The organism is Paenibacillus sp. S-38 (assembly GCF_049942825.1).
In the GTDB taxonomy this organism is placed as follows: domain Bacteria; phylum Bacillota; class Bacilli; order Paenibacillales; family NBRC-103111; genus Paenibacillus_G.
The window spans coordinates 1,194,750-1,212,458 of record NZ_CP187970.1; the positions used below are offsets into that span (position 1 = coordinate 1,194,750).

The following is a 17,709-nucleotide window of genomic DNA, read 5'->3' on the forward strand; positions in this document are numbered from 1 at the left end:
TCCACTACTTCGGAAACCATCCAAAAAGCTATTCTTTTTCAAGCATCTATCATATTAGTTCATTTGAGATACCTGGATTATCTCCTTATTAAAAATTCAAGCCAAGTATCGAAGGACCCGGGACTTACACCCTAAAGAGGACGCCCAGGCTGGGCATGCCAAAATAAATAAATCCCGACAGACTCTGGCCGGGACTTATTTTTCCTTGTACGCCCAGCATGGGCGCCATCTCTAGGGTGAGAGTCCCGAACGGGGGCTGGCGAGCGCCTACCGTTAGCCAAGGGCAAGGGTGTCGGCCGTGAGGCGGAATCTGAAGGAAGCCGGAGGCAAATGCACGGGCCAAGGTACACGAACCTAATTTGAGGCAGTGTCAGTCGGATGAGTCTCCAAGACAAGACGAAATCCAAAGCCGCCAAGGGCTGATGCTGTAAACTTAGGTGGTCGCGGGCAGACAGATGGCGTTCTTATCTGGGGAGGCCTGCGGATACGCGAAGTGACTTCGTAACCGCGGCTGAGAAGCCGCGCTGAATCCGCAGGAGTCAGCAGAGGCCATAGTACGCGAGTACGGGACGCCGGAAAGCGGAAGGGCTGAACCGAAAGGAGAGAGGAAACCGGTGCGTTCGCGTGAAGAGCAGAGACAGCAGAATATTCCGCAAGGGAGCTCGCGGCAGAGAGAAGCGGTGAAGCCGCCAGGGTATGCCGGAGCGCCGAGTTCTTCGCCGGCACAAGCCGACCTTTTCTCTCGCAAAGGCCAGAGCAGGCTGCTGGAGAAGATGCTCGAAGGGCACAACCTTCGGCTCGCCTACAAGCGAGTGGTACAGAACGGAGGAGCGCCCGGAGTGGATGGTGTAACGGTAGCCGAGCTACAAGCTTACCTGAAAACCCACTGGGAACAGGTGAAAGCCAACCTCCTGACGGGAAGCTACAGACCCGCGCCAGTCAAACGGGTGGAAATCCCCAAACCCGGAGGCGGTGTACGGCTGCTTGGCATCCCGACCGTAATGGACCGTTTTCTCCAGCAGGCGCTTCTGCAAGTGATGAATCCGATTTTTGATGCACATTTCTCGGGGTACAGCTACGGTTTCCGCCCGGGAAGACGGGCGCATGACGCCGTAAAGCAGGCACAAAGCTATATCCAAAGCGGCCTCAGATGGGTCGTGGATATGGATCTGGAGAAATTCTTTGACCGGGTGAACCATGACATGCTCATGGCTAGAGTAGCACGGAAGGTGGAGGACAAGCGTGTCCTGAAGCTCATCCGCTCCTATTTGAACGCCGGAGTCATGTCGCATGGAGCGTTGGAGCGCACACCGGAAGGCACGCCGCAGGGCGGTCCGCTCAGTCCGCTTCTGGCGAACATCCTGCTGGACGATCTGGACAAGGAACTGACAAGACGGGGACTGCGGTTTGTCCGCTATGCGGACGACTGCAACATCTTTGTCTCCAGCAAGCGAGCAGGGGAGCGCGTGATGGAATCGGTGATTCGCTTTGTGGAAGGAAAGCTGAAACTGAAAGTGAACCGGGATAAAAGTGCAGTGGACCGGCCATGGAACCGCAAATTCCTAGGCTTTAGTTTCCTGTCGAACAAACAGGCGACGATTCGGCTGGCTCCTAAGACAATTTCGCGATTCAAAGAGAAAGTCCGGGAACTGACGAACCGAACCAAGCCTGTACCGATGGAGGAACGCATCCGGCGCCTGAACCAGTACATGCTGGGCTGGCTAGGTTATTTTCGCCTAGCCTCGGCGAAGACGCACTGCCAAGCCTTTGACAAGTGGATTCGGAGAAGACTCCGCATGTGTCTATGGAAACAGTGGAAACGGGTGAAGACACGCATTCGCGAACTACGTGCGCTCGGCGTTCCGAACTGGGCTGCCTATATGTTGGCAAACTCCCGTCGAGGTCCGTGGGAAATGTCCCGTAGCACAAACAATGCCCTCCCGACTTCCTACTGGGAAGCGAAAGGGCTTAAAAGTTTGCTTTCTCGTTACTCGGAACTTTGTTAACCTTTTGGAACCGCCGTATGCGGACCCGCATGTACGGTGGTGTGAGAGGACGGAGGCTAGCCGCCTCCTCCTACTCGATTGTCTTCGTTTCTCCAACTGAAATAGCCCTGTACTCCCACAGGACCTTTTGGATTTCTTCAGACTGCGTTTGCCTGCACTGGATGATGACAACCACTTCTGGCTTGGGTCTGCCGGGAGAGCGGGCTGTTTTTTGCTTTTTATGACTAAGGAACGCGACTCCCCCAAAACCGATACCAAATCCTACAATGGCGTAAAACAATCCCCAAAGTATGGGACCTAATGTGAATACGAATCCAACGCTTGCCCCAACCACGCCGAAAGCTGTGGCCAGAGCCATTCCGACTTCAAAGGCGCGAGCATTCCGCTCTTCCGATCGGAATGTGAGTTGTCTGGGATCCGGTGCATATAGTTTCATCGGTATCGAAAGAATATCGCTTTTTTCAACCCCCATTTTTTCCACAACAGCTAATGCTTCTTCCAGTTCGAGGGAGTACTCAAATGTGCTGACTAGTAACATTTTCCTCTCCTATTGAAGGAAAAATATGGATATTCTCTCCCTTATAGCGTTCTTCAAAATATTGCTGTTGTTCAACCATGAATAGATGATTTTGATCAACTGCTAAAATGTATCCGTAATAAACAGAACCCCCGAGAACTGATGGCATATATAGCAGCCATTGTGCGTTTAGTACCGCAATCGATTCTTCAAAACGTCCATAAAACAGCAAAAATATCGAATCGTAAAAATTGGACATGGAGGCAAAGATCCACCACCAAAGTACGTTATATATCCCAAGTGCGATTTTTTGGTTATACAATAGCCCCAGTCCGGGAAAAGCAAATGACCAAAAAGCACCCATGATCGGGTTTTTTCTTTCTAGGTACTGAATCTCCACTGGATGTATAACCATGGGCTTTATTCGGGCATTTTCAAGCTCCGCCAAATGACTAACCCGGTTGTATGTGAGCGTGGAGCGGTAACTGTCCCACAAAGTGTAAATATATACCACCAAGTATCCATACATCCAACGGGGCTGCAGGGTTGCTTTGGCCAAATCAAAACGCCCGCATAACGAATACACCATTGCTTCGTTAAAGTGACTGAACAAATTAACAAAAACCTCTGCTAACGTGAGCAGGATGCCTCGTGCGTATTGACCATGTAAAACTTTTCCGAAACCGGAAAATGAGGCGGCCCACCACAAAGCTAAATAAGGACTCCGCCTCCAAAGATAAGTGATACCGTCAGCACTGTGGAGCAATCGCGGCCTTCTTGGTGTTTTGTCATTATTCAAAAAAACACCCTCAAAAACATAATACTTACATATCATTATGGGGATTTTTCCTAGACCTTAAACAATCATTGGGAGAATCCACTTAATCCATAGTTGTCGTTATTCGCCAATTTTTTGAATAGGCAATCACCCGGTTTCATCTCGCGGAATAGCCTGAAATAAACCGTTTGTTGGAGGAATGTGTTATGCGCTCGTACTACGGTCATATCACAAAATGTGAAGCTTTACCCTTGGAGTTTCCGCTTCAAGATCAACCCGGTCAGCCTGGTATTGAATCGGTTATGATTCCAAGACCGGTGTCAGAAAATCCCCTTCACTACGGGACAAGGAAATTACGCGACAAAGTGGCTATCATTACCGGGGGAGACAGCGGAATCGGACGCGCCGTCGCTTATTTGTTTGCCAAAGAAGGCGCAGATATCGCCGTCGTTTACCTGAATGAGCATAGTGATGCCATGGAAACGAAGGAGCGCATTCGGCAGCTGGGCCGCAGATGCTTGACCTTCGCCGGTGATATAGGCAGCGAATCTTTTTGCCAACAGGTCGTCCAGCAGACTGTAGCCGAATTCGGCCGAATCGACACCTTGATTAATAACGCTGGTGAGCTTCACGTTTCGTTGAACTTTGAGCAATTGTCTGCAGAACAGCTTGAACGTACATTTAAAACCAATGTCTTTTCTTACTTTTATTTTGCAAAAGCGGTCGCCCCTCATCTGAAAGCAGGAGGTACCATTATCAATACGAGCTCGATTGCGGCCGTCGAAGGCTTCCCCGGATTTGTCGATTATTCCGCATCCAAGGGGGCCGTTTCCGCGTTTACCCGCGCTCTAGCGGTATCACTTATCCCTAGGGGGATTCGAGTGAACGCCGTTGCGCCGGGAACCGTTTGGACCCCTCTTACTGCATCATCGTATCCGCCCGAGGTCTATCAAACCTATGGAAGCATTACTTTGGTCAAACGATCTGCTCAGCCTGTAGAAATCGCTCCGGCTTATTTATATTTAGCCTCCGGCGATTCTTCCTATGTGGTCGGTCAAACGATTCATGTTAACGGCGGCGCGTTTTTAGGAAATTGAGGCTGCTGTCAAGAGTTTATGGATACAGGTTTTTCGGTGGAAGATGGAATCCTTATTCCATTGCATTGAGAGATGTGCTTTCCTTCCATTGTTCCCCGATTCCAACGCTATATTAAAACACTACTCCGCTCCCGCAGGACCAGCAGCTTCTCTCGGATCAGGGCGGACATGCGCCGGATGTCCGCCTCAGTGTTCGGCAGGTCGCTGCGCACTTAATCGGCCGCTTCATGAACCCGCTGCTCCACCTTCGGCAGGTCGCTGCGGATGAACGGAACCGCCCGGTTCACGGCGTCCGTGAACCGCGTCATGTTCTCCGTGACCGCCGCGGAGGCTTCGCTGAGGCCGGCCCGGAACCGGGGAAGATCCTCCTGCAGGGCGGCGAGCTGCTCCTGCCCGAAGGCGATGCTGGCCTGGGCGTCCCGGAGCAGCGCTCTCTGGGCGAACGCTGCCGAGCTCCCTTGGACGAGCTCCGCCTGCCGGCTCAGCTTCGTGCGGGGCTCTTCGAGACGGGTGACCGCACCGTTTAACACCGGGCTCTGCGCACTGCTGTTCAGCCGATTCAGCACATCGATCTTCGTACCGAGAGCCTGCGTGCCGGTGATGCAGTGAAGAGCAGGCGGCGAGGGGGACGGAGCATCGTTTGTCCTCCGCGGCCCACGGGTAAAAAGAGTCAAGGCTGCGTGTAGAATGGGCGGCAATCTGCCCATACTACCATAAGATGAGACGGCAGGAATGAAAAACCGAACCAGGGAGGATGAGAGGCATGACACAGCTGGATCAGATTACGGCATGGCTGGATTCGCATAAGGGACAAACGCTTCAGATTGAGAAGAGGGAGCAGGAGGACCTGGACCTCACGAGCATCAGGCTGGAGAACGTGAGCTTCCGGGACGGGATTCCGAACCGGGGGGACGACTATATCCCGCGCCAGGAGCTTGTACTGCATGGAAGCGGTACGGTCCTGAACGGGGAGGAGAATCCTCCGCTCCCGCAGGACCAATATGAGATTCCGCTGCTCGGGCAGTGGCACGGAACCCCGCAGGGAGAAGCGCTCCAGCTTGTCACCGAGCGGGCGACGTATCAGATTACGGCCCAGTAACGCTCCCGAGCAGGGCATGTACTTCCGAAGCATCGGCCGAAGCCGGCAGGGAATAAGCCCTTCCGGTTTTTTGGGATGCGCTCCGATGGGCGGTCGCCCGGCGGGTTTCATTCGCTGGAGCATCGCTGGCCTCTTAAGGATGCTCCAGAAATAACAAACCCTCACCGTCCGCAAAAGGAGGACGGTGAGGGTTCTTGTGCTTTCTGGTTTCAGGGACGGCGGATGAGAAGGGCGGCCGGCTGCCGGGCGGTGCATCGTTATGTACAACCTGGGAGTGGGAGTCCCGTGACGGACAGACCGGCCGGCCGCTGGTATGATGCCAGCCGGTCTGCTGCCGCCCTCACCCGGTGTACTCAAGGCAGGGCGGCATCAGCTTTCTTAGATGAAAGCGCGGGTCACGATGACCAGAAGGATGAACAGTACGAGGATGACGCCAACGGTTGTGAAGCCGCCGTAGCCGTAGCCATGATGACCGTGGCCGTAACCTGCGCCAACCCCTGCATGCGCGTTGAGATGCGCGTTCGCGTGAAGCCCTGCGTCCAAACCAAACCCTGCGTCTACACCAAATCCTGCCATCGTGTAACCACTCCTTATTAGTTATTTCTGTATATTCTATGCGGCAGGAGTGGAGGTGCCCTGGGCCGGTGTCCTGAAGCGGCCCAACTTGGGTGGATGCCCCGGGTTACGAATCGATGAGGAAATGGAAGTCAGGATGCCGGTACACACAAAGGAAGTTCGGGTCCCGGCTGAGGAAGGTGTCGATATCCTCGGGGGTGAACAGCCCGTGATCGTTGGGCAGAGCCACGCCGGCCCCGTAATAATAGCTTAACCAGACGAGCTTAGAGCAGTAGACCGAGGTCCACGGATCCTGCAGCGGCACCTGGGGAGAGAAAGAGAACGGAGGGCGGACAATCCCCATTTTGCGGTTGCGCTCGCTCTGCCCGTAATAGGAGTAAGCGAGCGACGCGGCTTTCCTGCCGATCTCCGGGTCGCGCGGACGGTAAACGGCCGATGTGGGATGCGGTTCGAAGAAATCCTTTTTCGGCACGACACGGATATAAGGATAATTCATGACGGCTTCCACCAGATGCTGCGGCCCGATGGCAAGGGCGCTGTGGCCGAGGTAGCCCGTAGGAATCAGCAGTTCGTTGTCGCAAGCCGTGAGAATGTCTCCCGCCTGGAGTTCGATGCTTTCATAGTTCATGTTCGCTCACCTGCCTTGTAATGCCATTGTATTCAGGAGCGCTGTCGATTAGATGCCCGCGCCGCCTTTGGAATTTGTAAAATTCCGCTCCTTCCTGTGTTACAATAAGCTTGAAGGTGGGTATATGACTCTGGCATGGTTCGGGCGGGAGGACTGTATGAAATACCCGCTGTAACCGTTTTTCTTAATCTCCGGACGGTCCACAAAGGGGCAGGTAATGGCAACGATAAACGATGTAGCGGCAATGGCGGGTGTCTCCGTGACGACGGTATCCCGCGTGCTCAATAACCGGGGGTATATCAGCGAAGCGACCCGGCGCAAAGTATACGGAGCGATGGAAGCACTTCACTACCAGCCGAACGAGATTGCGCGTTCGCTGCTCAAGAAGCAGTCCAATCTCATCGGACTCATTGTTCCGAATGTCTCGCATCCCTTCTTCGGCGAGCTGGCGAGCCATGTGGAATTCCACGCCCACCGCAGCGGCTTCAAGGTGCTGCTGTGCAACTCCCACCTCGATCCGGTGAAGGAGCGGGATTACATCGAAATGATGAAGCGCAACCGGGTGGACGGCATCATCATGGGCTCCCATACACTGGAGGTGGAGGAGTACCGCAATCTCCGGCATCCGATCGTGACGGTCGACCGGCTGATCGACGAGAGCATCCCGTATATCTCGGCCGACAACTACCGGGGCGGCGAACTCGCGGCGCAGCATCTGGTGGACAGGGGATGCCGCAAGATCGCGCATATCTGCGGCAACCTGGACCTGCAGCTGCTGGCCAACCGCCGGACGGACGCCTTCCTGGAGACCGTGCGGCGGCATGGGGTCCAGCATGTCGTCGTGCAGACGGACATGAACGTGTTCGACCAGAATCAATACGAGGAGAAGCTCGAAGCGGTGCTTAGGGAGCATCCCGACATTGACGGGGTGTTCGCCACCTCCGATATTATTGCGGCCTTCGCGGTCAAGATCTGCCGCAGGCTCGGCAAAGAAATCCCGCGGGACGTGCGGATCGTCGGCTATGACGACGTCAATGCGGCTTCGTGGCTGCATCCTGCGCTGACGACCATCAGGCAGCCGATCGGCGAAATCGGACGGCTGGCCGTGGAGCTGATCCTGAAGCAGTTGGACGAGGAGCTGACCGTCCGGGAGCACATTCTCTCCGTTGAACTGGTGGAACGGGAAACGACATAACTTTTTGATTCCCCGCAAACCCTTGCTGCATAAGGGTTTGCGGTTTTTTTATACATTATGTCAAAGGTTTGATATGTCAAACGATTGACATATCGTCAGGAGCCGCACTATAATACGTTTGAAAGCGGTACTCATCATCACTTGATATCTAACTAAACCATTCGTCGAACGGGGGAAGCAGCATGAAACGTAGAAAGAGACTGAGCGCATGGATCTTATCTTTGGCACTGGTGACAACGGTTACAGCCTGCAGTTCATCGGCGCCGCAGGGGAATTCGGCAGGTGCGGGCGGCACATCGAAGGAAGTGAAGATCACCTTACTGAACTCCAAAGGGGAGATCCAGCAGCAGCTCGAGGAAGCCGCCAAAACGTTCAAGACGGATCATCCTGATATAGCGATGGAGATCATTCCGGTTCCTGCCGGACAGTCGCCGTTCGAGAAGGCATCGGCCCTGTATGCCTCAGGCAACCCCGCTACCATCACGATGCTGGACCCGTCCGACGTGATCAAATTCAAGGACCGCATCGCCGATCTCTCGGGGGAGAAGTGGAAGGCGGATGCCGTGGACAAGAGCCTGGACGGCTCCACCCTGGATGGAAAAGTGCTCGCGTTCCCGCTGGCCATCGAAGGATTCGGATTGATCTATAACAAGGCGGTGCTGGACAAGGCGGCGGGCGGCAGCTTCGATCCGTCCTCGGTTAAGACGAGGCAGGATCTGGAGCAGCTCATGGGCCGGATCAAGGCTGCGGGTACGGCTCCGCTGGTCATCTCGCCGATGGACTGGTCTCTCGGCGCGCACTACCTGTCTCTTGCCTACTCGGCCCAATCGCCGGATACGGCGAAGGTGGCGGCATGGATTGAAGAGCTTAAGGCCGGGAAGGGCGGTCTGGCGAACAATAAGGTGTTCGGCGGCCTGATGGATACGTTCGATCTCATGATGAAGAACAACATCGACGAGGCATCCGCCTTATCAGGTACATACGAGCGGGGGCCGGAGCTGCTCGGCAAAGGCGAAGTCGGCCTGTGGTTCATGGGCAACTGGGCCTGGCCGCAGATTCAGAGCTTCGATACGGCCGGCGGCCAGTACGGCTTCCTTCCGGTTCCGCTGAGCGACAACCCGGAAGACTTCGGCAACTCGCAGATCGCGGCCGCAGTCTCGAAGCGGCTTGTACTCGACAAGGAGAAGAGCACGCCGGAGCAGCTGGCTGCCGCCAAGACGTTCCTGAACTGGATGGTCTATGAGGAGAAGGGGCAGGATTTCCTCGTGAACAAGGCGAGCTTGATTCCGGCCTTCAAGAATATCAAGCTGGAGCCGCAGGATCCGCTGGCGAAGTCCATTAAGGATTACATTGCACGCGGGAAGACGCAGGAAGCGATGGGGACCCTGCCCGCAGACCACTGGGCGAAGAATGGGGCCGCCATGCAGAAGTACCTGTCGAAGACGGGGGACCGTGCCGAGCTCATCAAGGATATCGAGAGCTACTGGAAGTCCGTCAAGTAGCCTTCGCAGATACGTGTCTGTGCTCTAAGCGAGCGTCATAAGACTGGCGGTAATGGATAAGACGCACACCGTCTTATCCATTGCTTTTGTCCGCGGAGAACCGTATGGATTCGGAAAGGAAGGGAAGTTATGATCGCAGAAAAAGGGCGCTTGAACCGGTTCCGTACCCGGCTCCTGTTTACCGGCCCTACGTTGTTTGCATTTACGACCGTTATGATTCTGCCGTTTGTCTTCGGCATCTATCTCACATTTACGAACTGGGACGGCATCTCGAAGGAGCTGACCTTCGTTGCCTTCGAGAATTACGTCTCGGTGTTTCAGGATACGGACTTCTGGAAATCGTTCTACCTCACGCTGAAATTCGTTGGAGCTACCGTTGTGGGCATCAATGTGGTGGCGTTCGGGCTGGCCTATCTGCTGACCAGCGGACTCAAGGGGCAGAGCGTCTTCCGTGCGGGCTTTTTCGTTCCGAATCTCATCGGCGGGATCGTTCTTGGCTTTATCTGGCAGTTTATTTTCTCCAATGTGCTGGTCTATCTTGGAAAAACCTACGATATCGGACTGTTCCGGGCTTCGTGGCTCTCCACGCCGGACAAGGCGCTCTGGGCTCTTATCATCGTAACGGTCTGGCAGTATGCCGGATACATGATGGTGATCTATGTCGCGGGGCTGATGAACGTGCCGAAGGATATTCTCGAGGCGGCATCCATCGACGGCGCCAGCGGCTGGACCCGTCTTCGGCGCATGGTGCTGCCGATGATCGTCCCGTCGTTCATCGTCTGCGTGTTCCTGTCGCTGCAGCGGGGGTTCCTGGTCTATGACGTGAACTTTGCTCTGACGAAGGGCGGGCCGTTCAAGAGCACGGAGATGGTCGCCATGCATGTCTACGAGAAGGCGTTCCGCTCTCACGATTACGGGGTAGGCCAGGCGGAAGCCTTCATCCTGTTCCTGCTCGTTACCGCCGTGACGCTGGTGCAGGTCTACTTCAGCAAGAAGATGGAGGTGGAAGCGTAATGAAAGCTGCAGGGAACAAAGCTTCCGTTTCATGGGCCCCGATCGCTCTGCTGACTGCCGGCCTCTTCCTGTTTATCGTTCCGTTCATCCTGCTCTTCGTCAATTCGTTCAAGGCGAACAAGCAGATCACATCCAGCCCGCTGGCAATGCCGACCGATTGGAATCTGTCCAACTATATCAGCGCTTTTGCCAAAATGAACTATATGGACGCCTTCGTGAACTCGGTGATCATCACGGCCGTCAGCGTGCTGCTCCTGTCCTTGTTCTCTTCCATGACGGCGCACTACTTCGTCCGCCACAATACCCGCTTCAATCAGTATACGTTCTTCCTCATGCTCTCCTCGATGATCATTCCGTTCCAGGCGCTGATGATTCCGCTCGTGAAGATCTACGGCTCGATCGGTATGCTCGACAGCAAATGGTCGCTGATCTACATGTACGTCGGGTTCGGAAGCGCGATGGCGGTGTTCATCTACCACGGCTTCGTGAAGGGCATTCCCGCCGAACTGGAGGAAGCGGCGATGATGGACGGGTGCACCCGGACGCAGACGTTCTTCCGCATCGTCTTTCCGGTGCTCACACCGACCACCACGACGATCGCCATCCTGAATGTCATCTGGATCTGGAACGACTTTCTGCTGCCGTCCCTGGTGCTCGTTGAACCGGAGGAGCGGACGCTGCCTTTGTCGACCTTCTACTTCTTCGGCACCTACACGGTGGACTATGGTCCGCTGATGGCGGGGCTGATGCTCACCATTCTGCCGGTCATTGTGGTTTATTTGTTCGCGCAGCGGTACATTATTCAAGGGGTTATGCAGGGTTCCATCAAATAAATGCAGGGGAGGGCTCCATATCCAATACACACTACAGCAAGCCGAACACTATATTTCCGAACACAAGTCTGAAGTCCGGCAGGAGCACCGCCTGAACTATCATCTCATGGCCGAGCTCGGATGGATGAACGATCCGAACGGATTCATCCACTACGGCGGAGTCTACCATCTGTTCTACCAGCATTACCCTTACGCGTCGGTCTGGGGGCCGATGCACTGGGGCCATGCGGTCAGCCGCGACCTCATCTCGTGGGAGTATCTTCCGGTCGCCCTCGCGCCGGACCGGCCGTATGACAGCGGAGGCTGCTTCTCCGGCAGCGCGGTGGAGAAGGACGGCAGGCTGATCCTGATGTACACGGGGCATGTCGTGACGGGTCCGGACAAAGACAACGATTACGTTCAGACCCAGTGCCTTGCCGTCTCGGAGGACGGGGTGAATTTCGTCAAAGCCGAGGCCAATCCGGTCATCGGGCTCTCTCAGATTCCGGAGGGTGTCTCCCGCAAGGACTTCCGCGACCCGAAGGTGTTCTCCCGGGACGGGGTATATTATGCTGTGCTGGGCTCCAATGACGGGCAGGGCAGCGGCCTGGTGCTGCTCTACCGGTCCGCGGATCTGCAGGCATGGGAATTCGCGGGCATCCCTGCGAAGAGTGACGGGACGCTTGGCGACAACTGGGAGTGTCCGGACTTCTTCCGGCTCGGCGGCCAGGATGTGCTGATCATGTCACCGCAGCGGGTACCGGCGCAGGGAGACGACTACCGCAACCTGCATTCCACGACTTATATGATCGGCACTTTGGATCTGGAGCGGGGCCGTTTCCACTACGGCGGTTATCATCCGGCAGATTATGGCTTTGACTTCTATGCTCCCCAGACGACCGAAGACGCGCAGGGCCGCCGCATCCTCATCGGATGGATGGATATGTGGGAGAGCGCGATGCCAACCCAGGACGGCCACAATTGGGCGGGCGCCATGACGCTTCCGAGAGAGGTGCTGCTGCAGGAAGGACGGCTGGTATTCCGTCCGGTTCAGGAGATCGAAGCTTACCGGACGAACCCGTATGAACTGCACGGGAAGGCCCTGCAGGGGGAATGGGAGCTAGAGACGGACGGGGACAGCTACGAGCTGCAGGTGGAGTTCCAGGCAGGGGCGGCATCCGCGTTCGGTCTGAAGCTGCGGACCCACGGCGGCGAAGAAACGGTCCTGACGTACCTGGCCGCAGAGCAGGCGCTGGTGCTGGACAGGGATCGTTCGGGCATCGGCCCAGGGGGGGAACGCCGCACAGAGGTTAGCCTGGAGGACGGTAAGCTGACGCTGCGCATCTTCGTGGACCGTTCTTCCGTGGAAGTGTTCATCCAGGACGGACACAAGGTCATGACCGCGCGGATCTACCCGGGAGCAAAGTCCCGAGGGATCAAGCTGTTCTCCGAAGGCGAGTGCTTCGTGGCCGGCCTGCGGAAGTGGGACCTGACAGTACCGGCAGCGTCCCGGGCGGCCTTGGCGTAAGAAGATGGCCGGAGTGCAGCCTCCCGCGTGCGGGAAGAATACAAATCCCCCATACCCGGAGCCTGTCTCCGTCGTATGGGGGATTTTGTTGAAAGATTAAGAACGGATATCTCGCCAAGGCTCGATCCTGCCGGCGCGGCAGCCGTCTATGAAACATAGCGGAAGTACGGTGCGTTAATCCCGCTTTTGGATGGTTCCCACCGCAAATAAAGGAAATCAGATGCGCTCCTACGCCCTGCCAAAACAGCCGGTCACCGGAGGCGGAGGCTGCCCCGCACACCTTCCGGCTCGAACAGCAGGCCGCGGATCGCGCCCGACTGAGGCAATAGCGGCTCGGAACGGTCCGTCCTAAAAGGACGACAGGCATTTATCTTGCCGGAAAGAGACCTCTAGAAGGTGCGTGCGAGCTCGCGGGCGCGGGCGATTGCGTCTTCCTTGATCTGCTGCGCACGGTCAGGGAACTGGTTATGTCCTTCGACGAACAGGCCTTCGAACGAAGGGATGCCGAAGAACTGCATGATGACCCCGAGGTACCGGTGGCCCATCTCCATCTGCGCCGCCGGGCCTTCGGAATAGATACCGCCGCGGGCCTGGATGTGCAGAGCCTTCTTATCGGTAAGCAGTCCCACCGGCCCCTCCGCCGTGTAGCGGAACGTTTTGCCTGCCGTGCAGATCGAGTCGATGTATGCCTTCATCACCGGAGGGAACGAGAAGTTCCACAGCGGCGTGACGAATACGTACTTGTCGGCAGCGACGAACTGGTCTGTGAGCTCGCCAAGACGGGATACCTTCGTCTTCTCCTCTGCGGAGAGCGCGCCGAAGTCCTGCCCGGAACGCAGCTTGCCCCAGCCGCTGAACACATCCGCATCGATGTGCGGGATATTGGCATTGTAGAGGTCGAGCGTAACGATTTGATCTCCGCTGTGCGATTCCCGGTAGCTTTCCACGAATGCCTGGCCGGCCGCCATGGAGAAGGATGTCTGGTGATCGTGGGGGTGAGCCGTAATATACAGGAGAGTTGCCATGGGATCCTTCCTTTACTGTAAGGTTTTTGCGGCTTTGGAAGCACACCGTAACAGTATTCGCTACTGTTCCCCGGCTTATTACACGCTCCTCTTCCGGAAGGAAGGCATCTGCCGGCAGCTTACGAAAAGGTAAGCAGGTTACAAGCATTTCAGTAATGTTCAGGTTCTGCAGCTTGGTCTATACTAGGGGAGTCCGTGTGCAGGATGATGGATATTTACATAGATTCCCAAATAGATGGAGGATGAATTATGGGCAGAACGTTGGCACTGCAGCATCACGGAATCGAAGCAAGCCGGCTGGTGCTGGGCTGTATGGGGCTCGGCGGGGGCTGGGACCGGGAGTCGGTCACGGAGGAGCATGTGAAGCAGGCGCACGAAGCGGTGGAAGCCGCTCTCGCGGCGGGCATCACCATGTTCGACCACGCAGATATTTATACGCTCGGGAAGGCGGAGGTGGTCTTCGGCCGGGTGCTGAAGGAGCGCCCGCAGCTGCGGGAAGGGATCATCCTTCAGTCCAAATGCGGCATCCGCTTCGAGGAAGGGCCGGGGCGTCCAGGGCGGTACGATTTCTCCATGGAGCATATTCTCTCCTCGGTGGACGGCATTCTGCAGCGGCTGGGCACGGAGTATCTGGATATCCTGCTGCTGCACCGCCCCGATCCGCTGATGGAGCCCGAGGAAGTTGCGGAGGCCTTCGCCCGGCTGAAGACCTCGGGCAAGGTAAGGGGCTTCGGCGTCTCGAACATGAGCGGCGGACAGATGCGCTTCCTGCAGGCCGCGCTGGATGAGCCCCTGCTCGTCAATCAGCTGGAGCTTAATCTGGCCAAGCTGGACTGGGTGGATGCAGGCGTGCATGTGAACCAGGCGGCCGGCACCGGGGGGTCGTTCCCGGACGGGACGCTGGAGTACTGCCGCAGCGAGAAAGTGCAGGTACAGGCGTGGGGGCCGTTGGCCCGCGGTCTGTTTACGGGACGGGACCTCGAGGGGGAATCCGAGTCTGTGCGGGCAACCGCAGCCCTGGTGGCCGAGATGGCCGAAGCCAAAGGCGTGTCTCGCGAAGCGATCGTGCTGGCCTGGCTGATGCGCCACCCGGCCGGGATCCAGCCGGTGCTCGGTACGGTGAAGCCGCAGCGGATCGCGGACTGTGCCGAAGCGCTGAAGGTGGAGCTGACTCGCGAGCAATGGTATTCGCTCTACGTCAGCTCCCGCGGACAACGGCTGCCGTAAGGTGGTGGCTGGACGTTTGGCTTAGGCGGTTCAAGCTCCCCCGCTGCGGCACCCTCCGACGAAAGTTCTTGTATAATCCATATGGGCGCTGGGAAGATGCTGGGAAGCCGCCGGGATAGGGAAAGACATAGAGGCAAAGAAAGGCCGGGTTTCCGTCACAAGGAAACCCGGCCTTTTGGGCTGTACAGACAAGCTCCGTGCTCTACTGCCCTGCCGCACCGGCTGCGCTTTGGCGCGCTGCCGTGCACGCTCGCCCTGCCTCACCGGGTAGGCGGCTGCCGCCGTTCTAGACCTCCCCGCCGGCCACCTTCACGAGATAGCGGCCCTGCACGCTGCCGTCAAGAATGCGGGCCAGCGCGGCGTGGAGGTCTTCGAGCCGGACTTCGGCCTGGACCATGGCATCCAGTCCGGCAGGCTTCAGGTCCGAGGCGAGCCGATGCCATAAGGCTTCACGCAGCTCCTGCGGGCAGTAGACCGAATCAATCCCGAGCAGGGAGACGCCCCGCAGGATGAAGGGAAACACGGAGGCGGTGAAGTCCGCGCCTCCGGTCATCCCGCTGACGGCCACGGAGCCGCCGTAGCGGATCTGCGAGAGCACGGTGGGCAGCTGTGTCCCGCCGACGGGATCAACAGCGCCGGCCCAGCGCTCGCTGCGCAGCGGCCGGCCGCCCGCGGCCGCCAGCTCCGCGCGGTCGATGACCGCCGAGGCGCCGAGCGACGCCAGGTAGGCGTGCGCGGAGGCCTTGCCGGTCGAGGCGGTCACCTCGTAGCCGAGGCCCGCGAGCATGGCGACCGCGTGGCCGCCGACCCCGCCGGTCGCGCCGGTGACGAGGACCCCGCCGGTCTCCGGCCGCAGCCCCGCCGCCTCCAGGCGGTGCACGGACAGGGCCGCGGTGAAGCCGGCCGTGCCGAGGATCATCGCCTCCCGCAGCGTCAGGCCGGACGGCAGCGGGACGAGCCAGTCCCCGGGCAGCCGGGCTTCTTCGGCGAAGCCCCCGAAGCGGCCGGTGCCGAGCTCATAGCCGGTGGCCAGCACGGCGTCGCCCTCCCGGAAGCGGGGATGGGAGGAGGCGGCAACCGTCCCCGCCAGGTCGATCCCCGGCACCATCGGATAGCTGCGGACCACCTTCCCCGAAGGGGAAGAGGCCAGGGCGTCCTTGTAGTTGATGCCGGAGTAGGCGACCTTCACCGTGACCTCCCCTTCGGGCAGCTGCTCCCGTCCAAGCTCCTGCAGTCCGGCGGAGAACGTGCCGTCCTCCGTCTTGTTCACCATCCATGCGCGCAAACGCGTCATAACCCCAACCCCTTCGACAAGAATGAGTTCATCCGTTAGCTGTGACTGCTTGTATTGTACCACTTTTTTGGGGGAGGGGGTGACTTGAAAGAAGAGGGTAAGGGAGAGGGGGAACTGCCATAAAGGCTCTAACCGGGTTTGAGTATGCAACAAATTTCCAGGCATGACAAGTCATATGACTAGATACGTATTGTATCTGACGTTGGTCATATCATGCGGGAAATCCGGGACCATTCGTCCAGTCAAAATGGGTATGCAAACAATAAATAAACCCAAATTCAGGATGGAATGTAGGAAATCATCAAAATTCGACTTTTCTAAAGAAAAATTTAGTTGATGAAGGACTGGGACTATAGTACGATTTGTATCATTCATATTACAGAGATTTGGATGAAACAGGGCGCATTCATACCGAGATTTACGTTGTATATATGCGACGAGGAGCGGATAACGAATACATATAAAGGGGTCGTACATGTTGAAACTGATCTTGATTGGTGTGGCTGCGGTAGTGGTTTTTATCGTGGCAGTTTCCCTGGTTTCCATCTCGATGATGAAACGCAATAAAGACGACGACTACGATCTATTCTCATGAGCCTGCAAATGATCATCGTTACGCTGCTAACCATGGCTATCCATGCTTCCGATACCGTTTCTTTCTCTGTGCGTCTGGCTGGAATTCGCGTCGGGAAGCTGGCGGTGGCTCTTTCGCTTAACAGTATCGTGGCCCTGGTAGCTCGGACCTCCAACCTACTTCAGGCTCCGCTGACCGGCAATATGGTCGATAGTGCTAAGGCGGGCGGAGGGGAGGCACTGCTTGCCAATCTGCAGACGATCCTGGTGGGGGCCACATTGGGAACTCTGCTTGCCATCCTTCTTTCGCCTACGATTGTGTCCGGCGGCATGATGTTCCTCCGGCGTTTGGATACGGCGGGATCGATCTTTTCGGCCTTCAGGGGGTTCCTGCCCGAGCTGAGACAGGTCCGCTTCCGTATGCCGAATCTGGGCATGCTCCGCTCCTTGGGCGCCGGAGGGGTGCCGGTGAAGCTGCTGCTGCTCAATATGTTCATAACGGGGGCCTATACTGTGGGGGTTTTATCTGCACAGTACGCTTCGTTCCTGGTTCCCGAGAACAGCACGATGGCCGCTTCCTCGGTGGGTCTGATCAACGGCATTGCCATCATTTTATTGACGGTCTTCATCGATCCGAAGGTCGCTCTGCTGTCGGACAAGGTTAATACGGGCCGGACACCGGCAGCCGAAATTACCAAGGTGTTCGGATTGCTGATGCTCTCCCGGCTGGCGGGGACACTGCTTGCCCAGGTGCTGCTTTTTCCGGCATCTTACCTGATCACCACATTCTGCTCCGTGATCTCAAGTCTGCTGTAGCGACGGGACCTGATAGCCGCCC

General features: G+C 57.0%; 18 protein-coding genes. 11 read left to right on the top strand and 7 right to left on the bottom strand.

Annotated elements, in window-relative coordinates:
* Positions 1-614: 614 nt before the first annotated feature.
* Positions 615-2,006 (top strand): group II intron reverse transcriptase/maturase, encoded by a 1,392-nt coding sequence (gene ltrA, locus ACP26L_RS05660; protein WP_426445489.1) that lies wholly within the window; start codon positions 615-617, stop codon positions 2,004-2,006.
* Between the two features lie 70 nt (positions 2,007-2,076).
* Here ltrA and ACP26L_RS05665 read toward each other — a convergent pair whose 3' ends face one another.
* Both ACP26L_RS05665 and ACP26L_RS05670 read right to left on the bottom strand, forming a co-directional pair.
* Complete coding sequence (locus ACP26L_RS05665) at positions 2,077-2,544, bottom strand: hypothetical protein (RefSeq protein ID WP_426451568.1); 468 nt, start codon at positions 2,542-2,544, stop codon at positions 2,077-2,079.
* The gene (locus tag ACP26L_RS05670) at positions 2,522-3,322 is read right to left on the bottom strand and encodes a hypothetical protein (RefSeq protein WP_426451569.1); all 801 of its coding nucleotides are present in this window, start codon (positions 3,320-3,322) and stop codon (positions 2,522-2,524) included. The genes ACP26L_RS05665 and ACP26L_RS05670 overlap by 23 nt, the downstream gene beginning before the upstream one ends.
* Positions 3,323-3,507: 185 nt before the next feature.
* Here ACP26L_RS05670 and ACP26L_RS05675 point away from each other — a divergent pair, with 185 nt between their 5' ends.
* Positions 3,508-4,398, top strand: coding sequence for an SDR family oxidoreductase (locus ACP26L_RS05675; RefSeq protein WP_426451570.1), 891 nt, complete (start codon positions 3,508-3,510; stop codon positions 4,396-4,398).
* Between the two features lie 212 nt (positions 4,399-4,610).
* Here ACP26L_RS05675 and ACP26L_RS05680 read toward each other — a convergent pair whose 3' ends face one another.
* Positions 4,611-5,072: a hypothetical protein gene (locus ACP26L_RS05680; protein WP_426451571.1), complete on the bottom strand. Its 462-nt coding sequence runs from the start codon at positions 5,070-5,072 to the stop codon at positions 4,611-4,613.
* Positions 5,073-5,161: 89 nt separating this feature from the next.
* Here ACP26L_RS05680 and ACP26L_RS05685 point away from each other — a divergent pair, with 89 nt between their 5' ends.
* Both ACP26L_RS05685 and ACP26L_RS05690 read left to right on the top strand, forming a co-directional pair.
* The gene (locus tag ACP26L_RS05685; protein ID WP_426451572.1) at positions 5,162-5,497 is read left to right on the top strand and encodes a hypothetical protein; all 336 of its coding nucleotides are present in this window, start codon (positions 5,162-5,164) and stop codon (positions 5,495-5,497) included.
* Positions 5,498-5,691: 194 nt separating this feature from the next.
* The gene (locus tag ACP26L_RS05690) at positions 5,692-5,814 is read left to right on the top strand and encodes a hypothetical protein (RefSeq protein ID WP_426451573.1); all 123 of its coding nucleotides are present in this window, start codon (positions 5,692-5,694) and stop codon (positions 5,812-5,814) included.
* A 61-nt stretch (positions 5,815-5,875) separates the two neighbouring features.
* Here ACP26L_RS05690 and ACP26L_RS05695 read toward each other — a convergent pair whose 3' ends face one another.
* Both ACP26L_RS05695 and ACP26L_RS05700 read right to left on the bottom strand, forming a co-directional pair.
* A complete protein-coding gene (locus ACP26L_RS05695; RefSeq protein WP_426451574.1) occupies positions 5,876-6,073 on the bottom strand; it encodes a DUF3309 family protein in 198 nt (65 codons plus the stop codon).
* A gap of 106 nt (positions 6,074-6,179) precedes the next feature.
* Positions 6,180-6,701, bottom strand: a complete 522-nt coding sequence (locus ACP26L_RS05700) for a hypothetical protein (protein ID WP_426451575.1) — start codon at positions 6,699-6,701, stop codon at positions 6,180-6,182.
* A gap of 217 nt (positions 6,702-6,918) precedes the next feature.
* Here ACP26L_RS05700 and ACP26L_RS05705 point away from each other — a divergent pair, with 217 nt between their 5' ends.
* From ACP26L_RS05705 to ACP26L_RS05725, 5 genes are all read left to right on the top strand, one after another.
* Positions 6,919-7,896 carry a LacI family DNA-binding transcriptional regulator gene (locus ACP26L_RS05705; RefSeq protein WP_426451576.1) on the top strand — a complete coding sequence of 326 codons (978 nt, stop codon included), beginning with the start codon at positions 6,919-6,921 and terminating at the stop codon, positions 7,894-7,896.
* A 182-nt stretch (positions 7,897-8,078) separates the two neighbouring features.
* On the top strand, positions 8,079-9,398 hold the full coding sequence (locus tag ACP26L_RS05710) for an ABC transporter substrate-binding protein (protein ID WP_426451577.1): 1,320 nt from the start codon (positions 8,079-8,081) through the stop codon (positions 9,396-9,398).
* 129 nt (positions 9,399-9,527) lie between these two features.
* Complete coding sequence (locus tag ACP26L_RS05715; protein ID WP_426451578.1) at positions 9,528-10,412, top strand: carbohydrate ABC transporter permease; 885 nt, start codon at positions 9,528-9,530, stop codon at positions 10,410-10,412.
* Positions 10,412-11,245 (top strand): carbohydrate ABC transporter permease, encoded by an 834-nt coding sequence (locus ACP26L_RS05720; protein WP_426451579.1) that lies wholly within the window; start codon positions 10,412-10,414, stop codon positions 11,243-11,245. The genes ACP26L_RS05715 and ACP26L_RS05720 overlap by 1 nt, the downstream gene beginning before the upstream one ends.
* 19 nt (positions 11,246-11,264) lie before the next feature.
* On the top strand, positions 11,265-12,752 hold the full coding sequence (locus ACP26L_RS05725; protein WP_426454828.1) for a glycoside hydrolase family 32 protein: 1,488 nt from the start codon (positions 11,265-11,267) through the stop codon (positions 12,750-12,752).
* A gap of 389 nt (positions 12,753-13,141) precedes the next feature.
* Here the strand turns inward: ACP26L_RS05725 and ACP26L_RS05730 are convergent, their stop codons facing one another.
* Entirely contained in the window at positions 13,142-13,777 is a 636-nt protein-coding gene (locus tag ACP26L_RS05730) for an FMN-dependent NADH-azoreductase (protein WP_426451580.1), read from the bottom strand.
* Between the two features lie 249 nt (positions 13,778-14,026).
* Between ACP26L_RS05730 and ACP26L_RS05735 the strand changes: the two genes are divergently transcribed.
* The gene (locus ACP26L_RS05735) at positions 14,027-15,004 is read left to right on the top strand and encodes an aldo/keto reductase (protein ID WP_426451581.1); all 978 of its coding nucleotides are present in this window, start codon (positions 14,027-14,029) and stop codon (positions 15,002-15,004) included.
* A gap of 286 nt (positions 15,005-15,290) precedes the next feature.
* On the opposite strand, the gene ACP26L_RS05740 is transcribed toward ACP26L_RS05735, so the two are convergent.
* On the bottom strand, positions 15,291-16,298 hold the full coding sequence (locus ACP26L_RS05740) for an acryloyl-CoA reductase (RefSeq protein WP_426451582.1): 1,008 nt from the start codon (positions 16,296-16,298) through the stop codon (positions 15,291-15,293).
* A 591-nt stretch (positions 16,299-16,889) separates the two neighbouring features.
* Here ACP26L_RS05740 and ACP26L_RS05745 point away from each other — a divergent pair.
* Positions 16,890-17,687 carry a lipid II flippase family protein gene (locus ACP26L_RS05745; protein WP_426451583.1) on the top strand — a complete coding sequence of 266 codons (798 nt, stop codon included), beginning with the start codon at positions 16,890-16,892 and terminating at the stop codon, positions 17,685-17,687.
* Positions 17,688-17,709 lie beyond the last annotated feature (22 nt).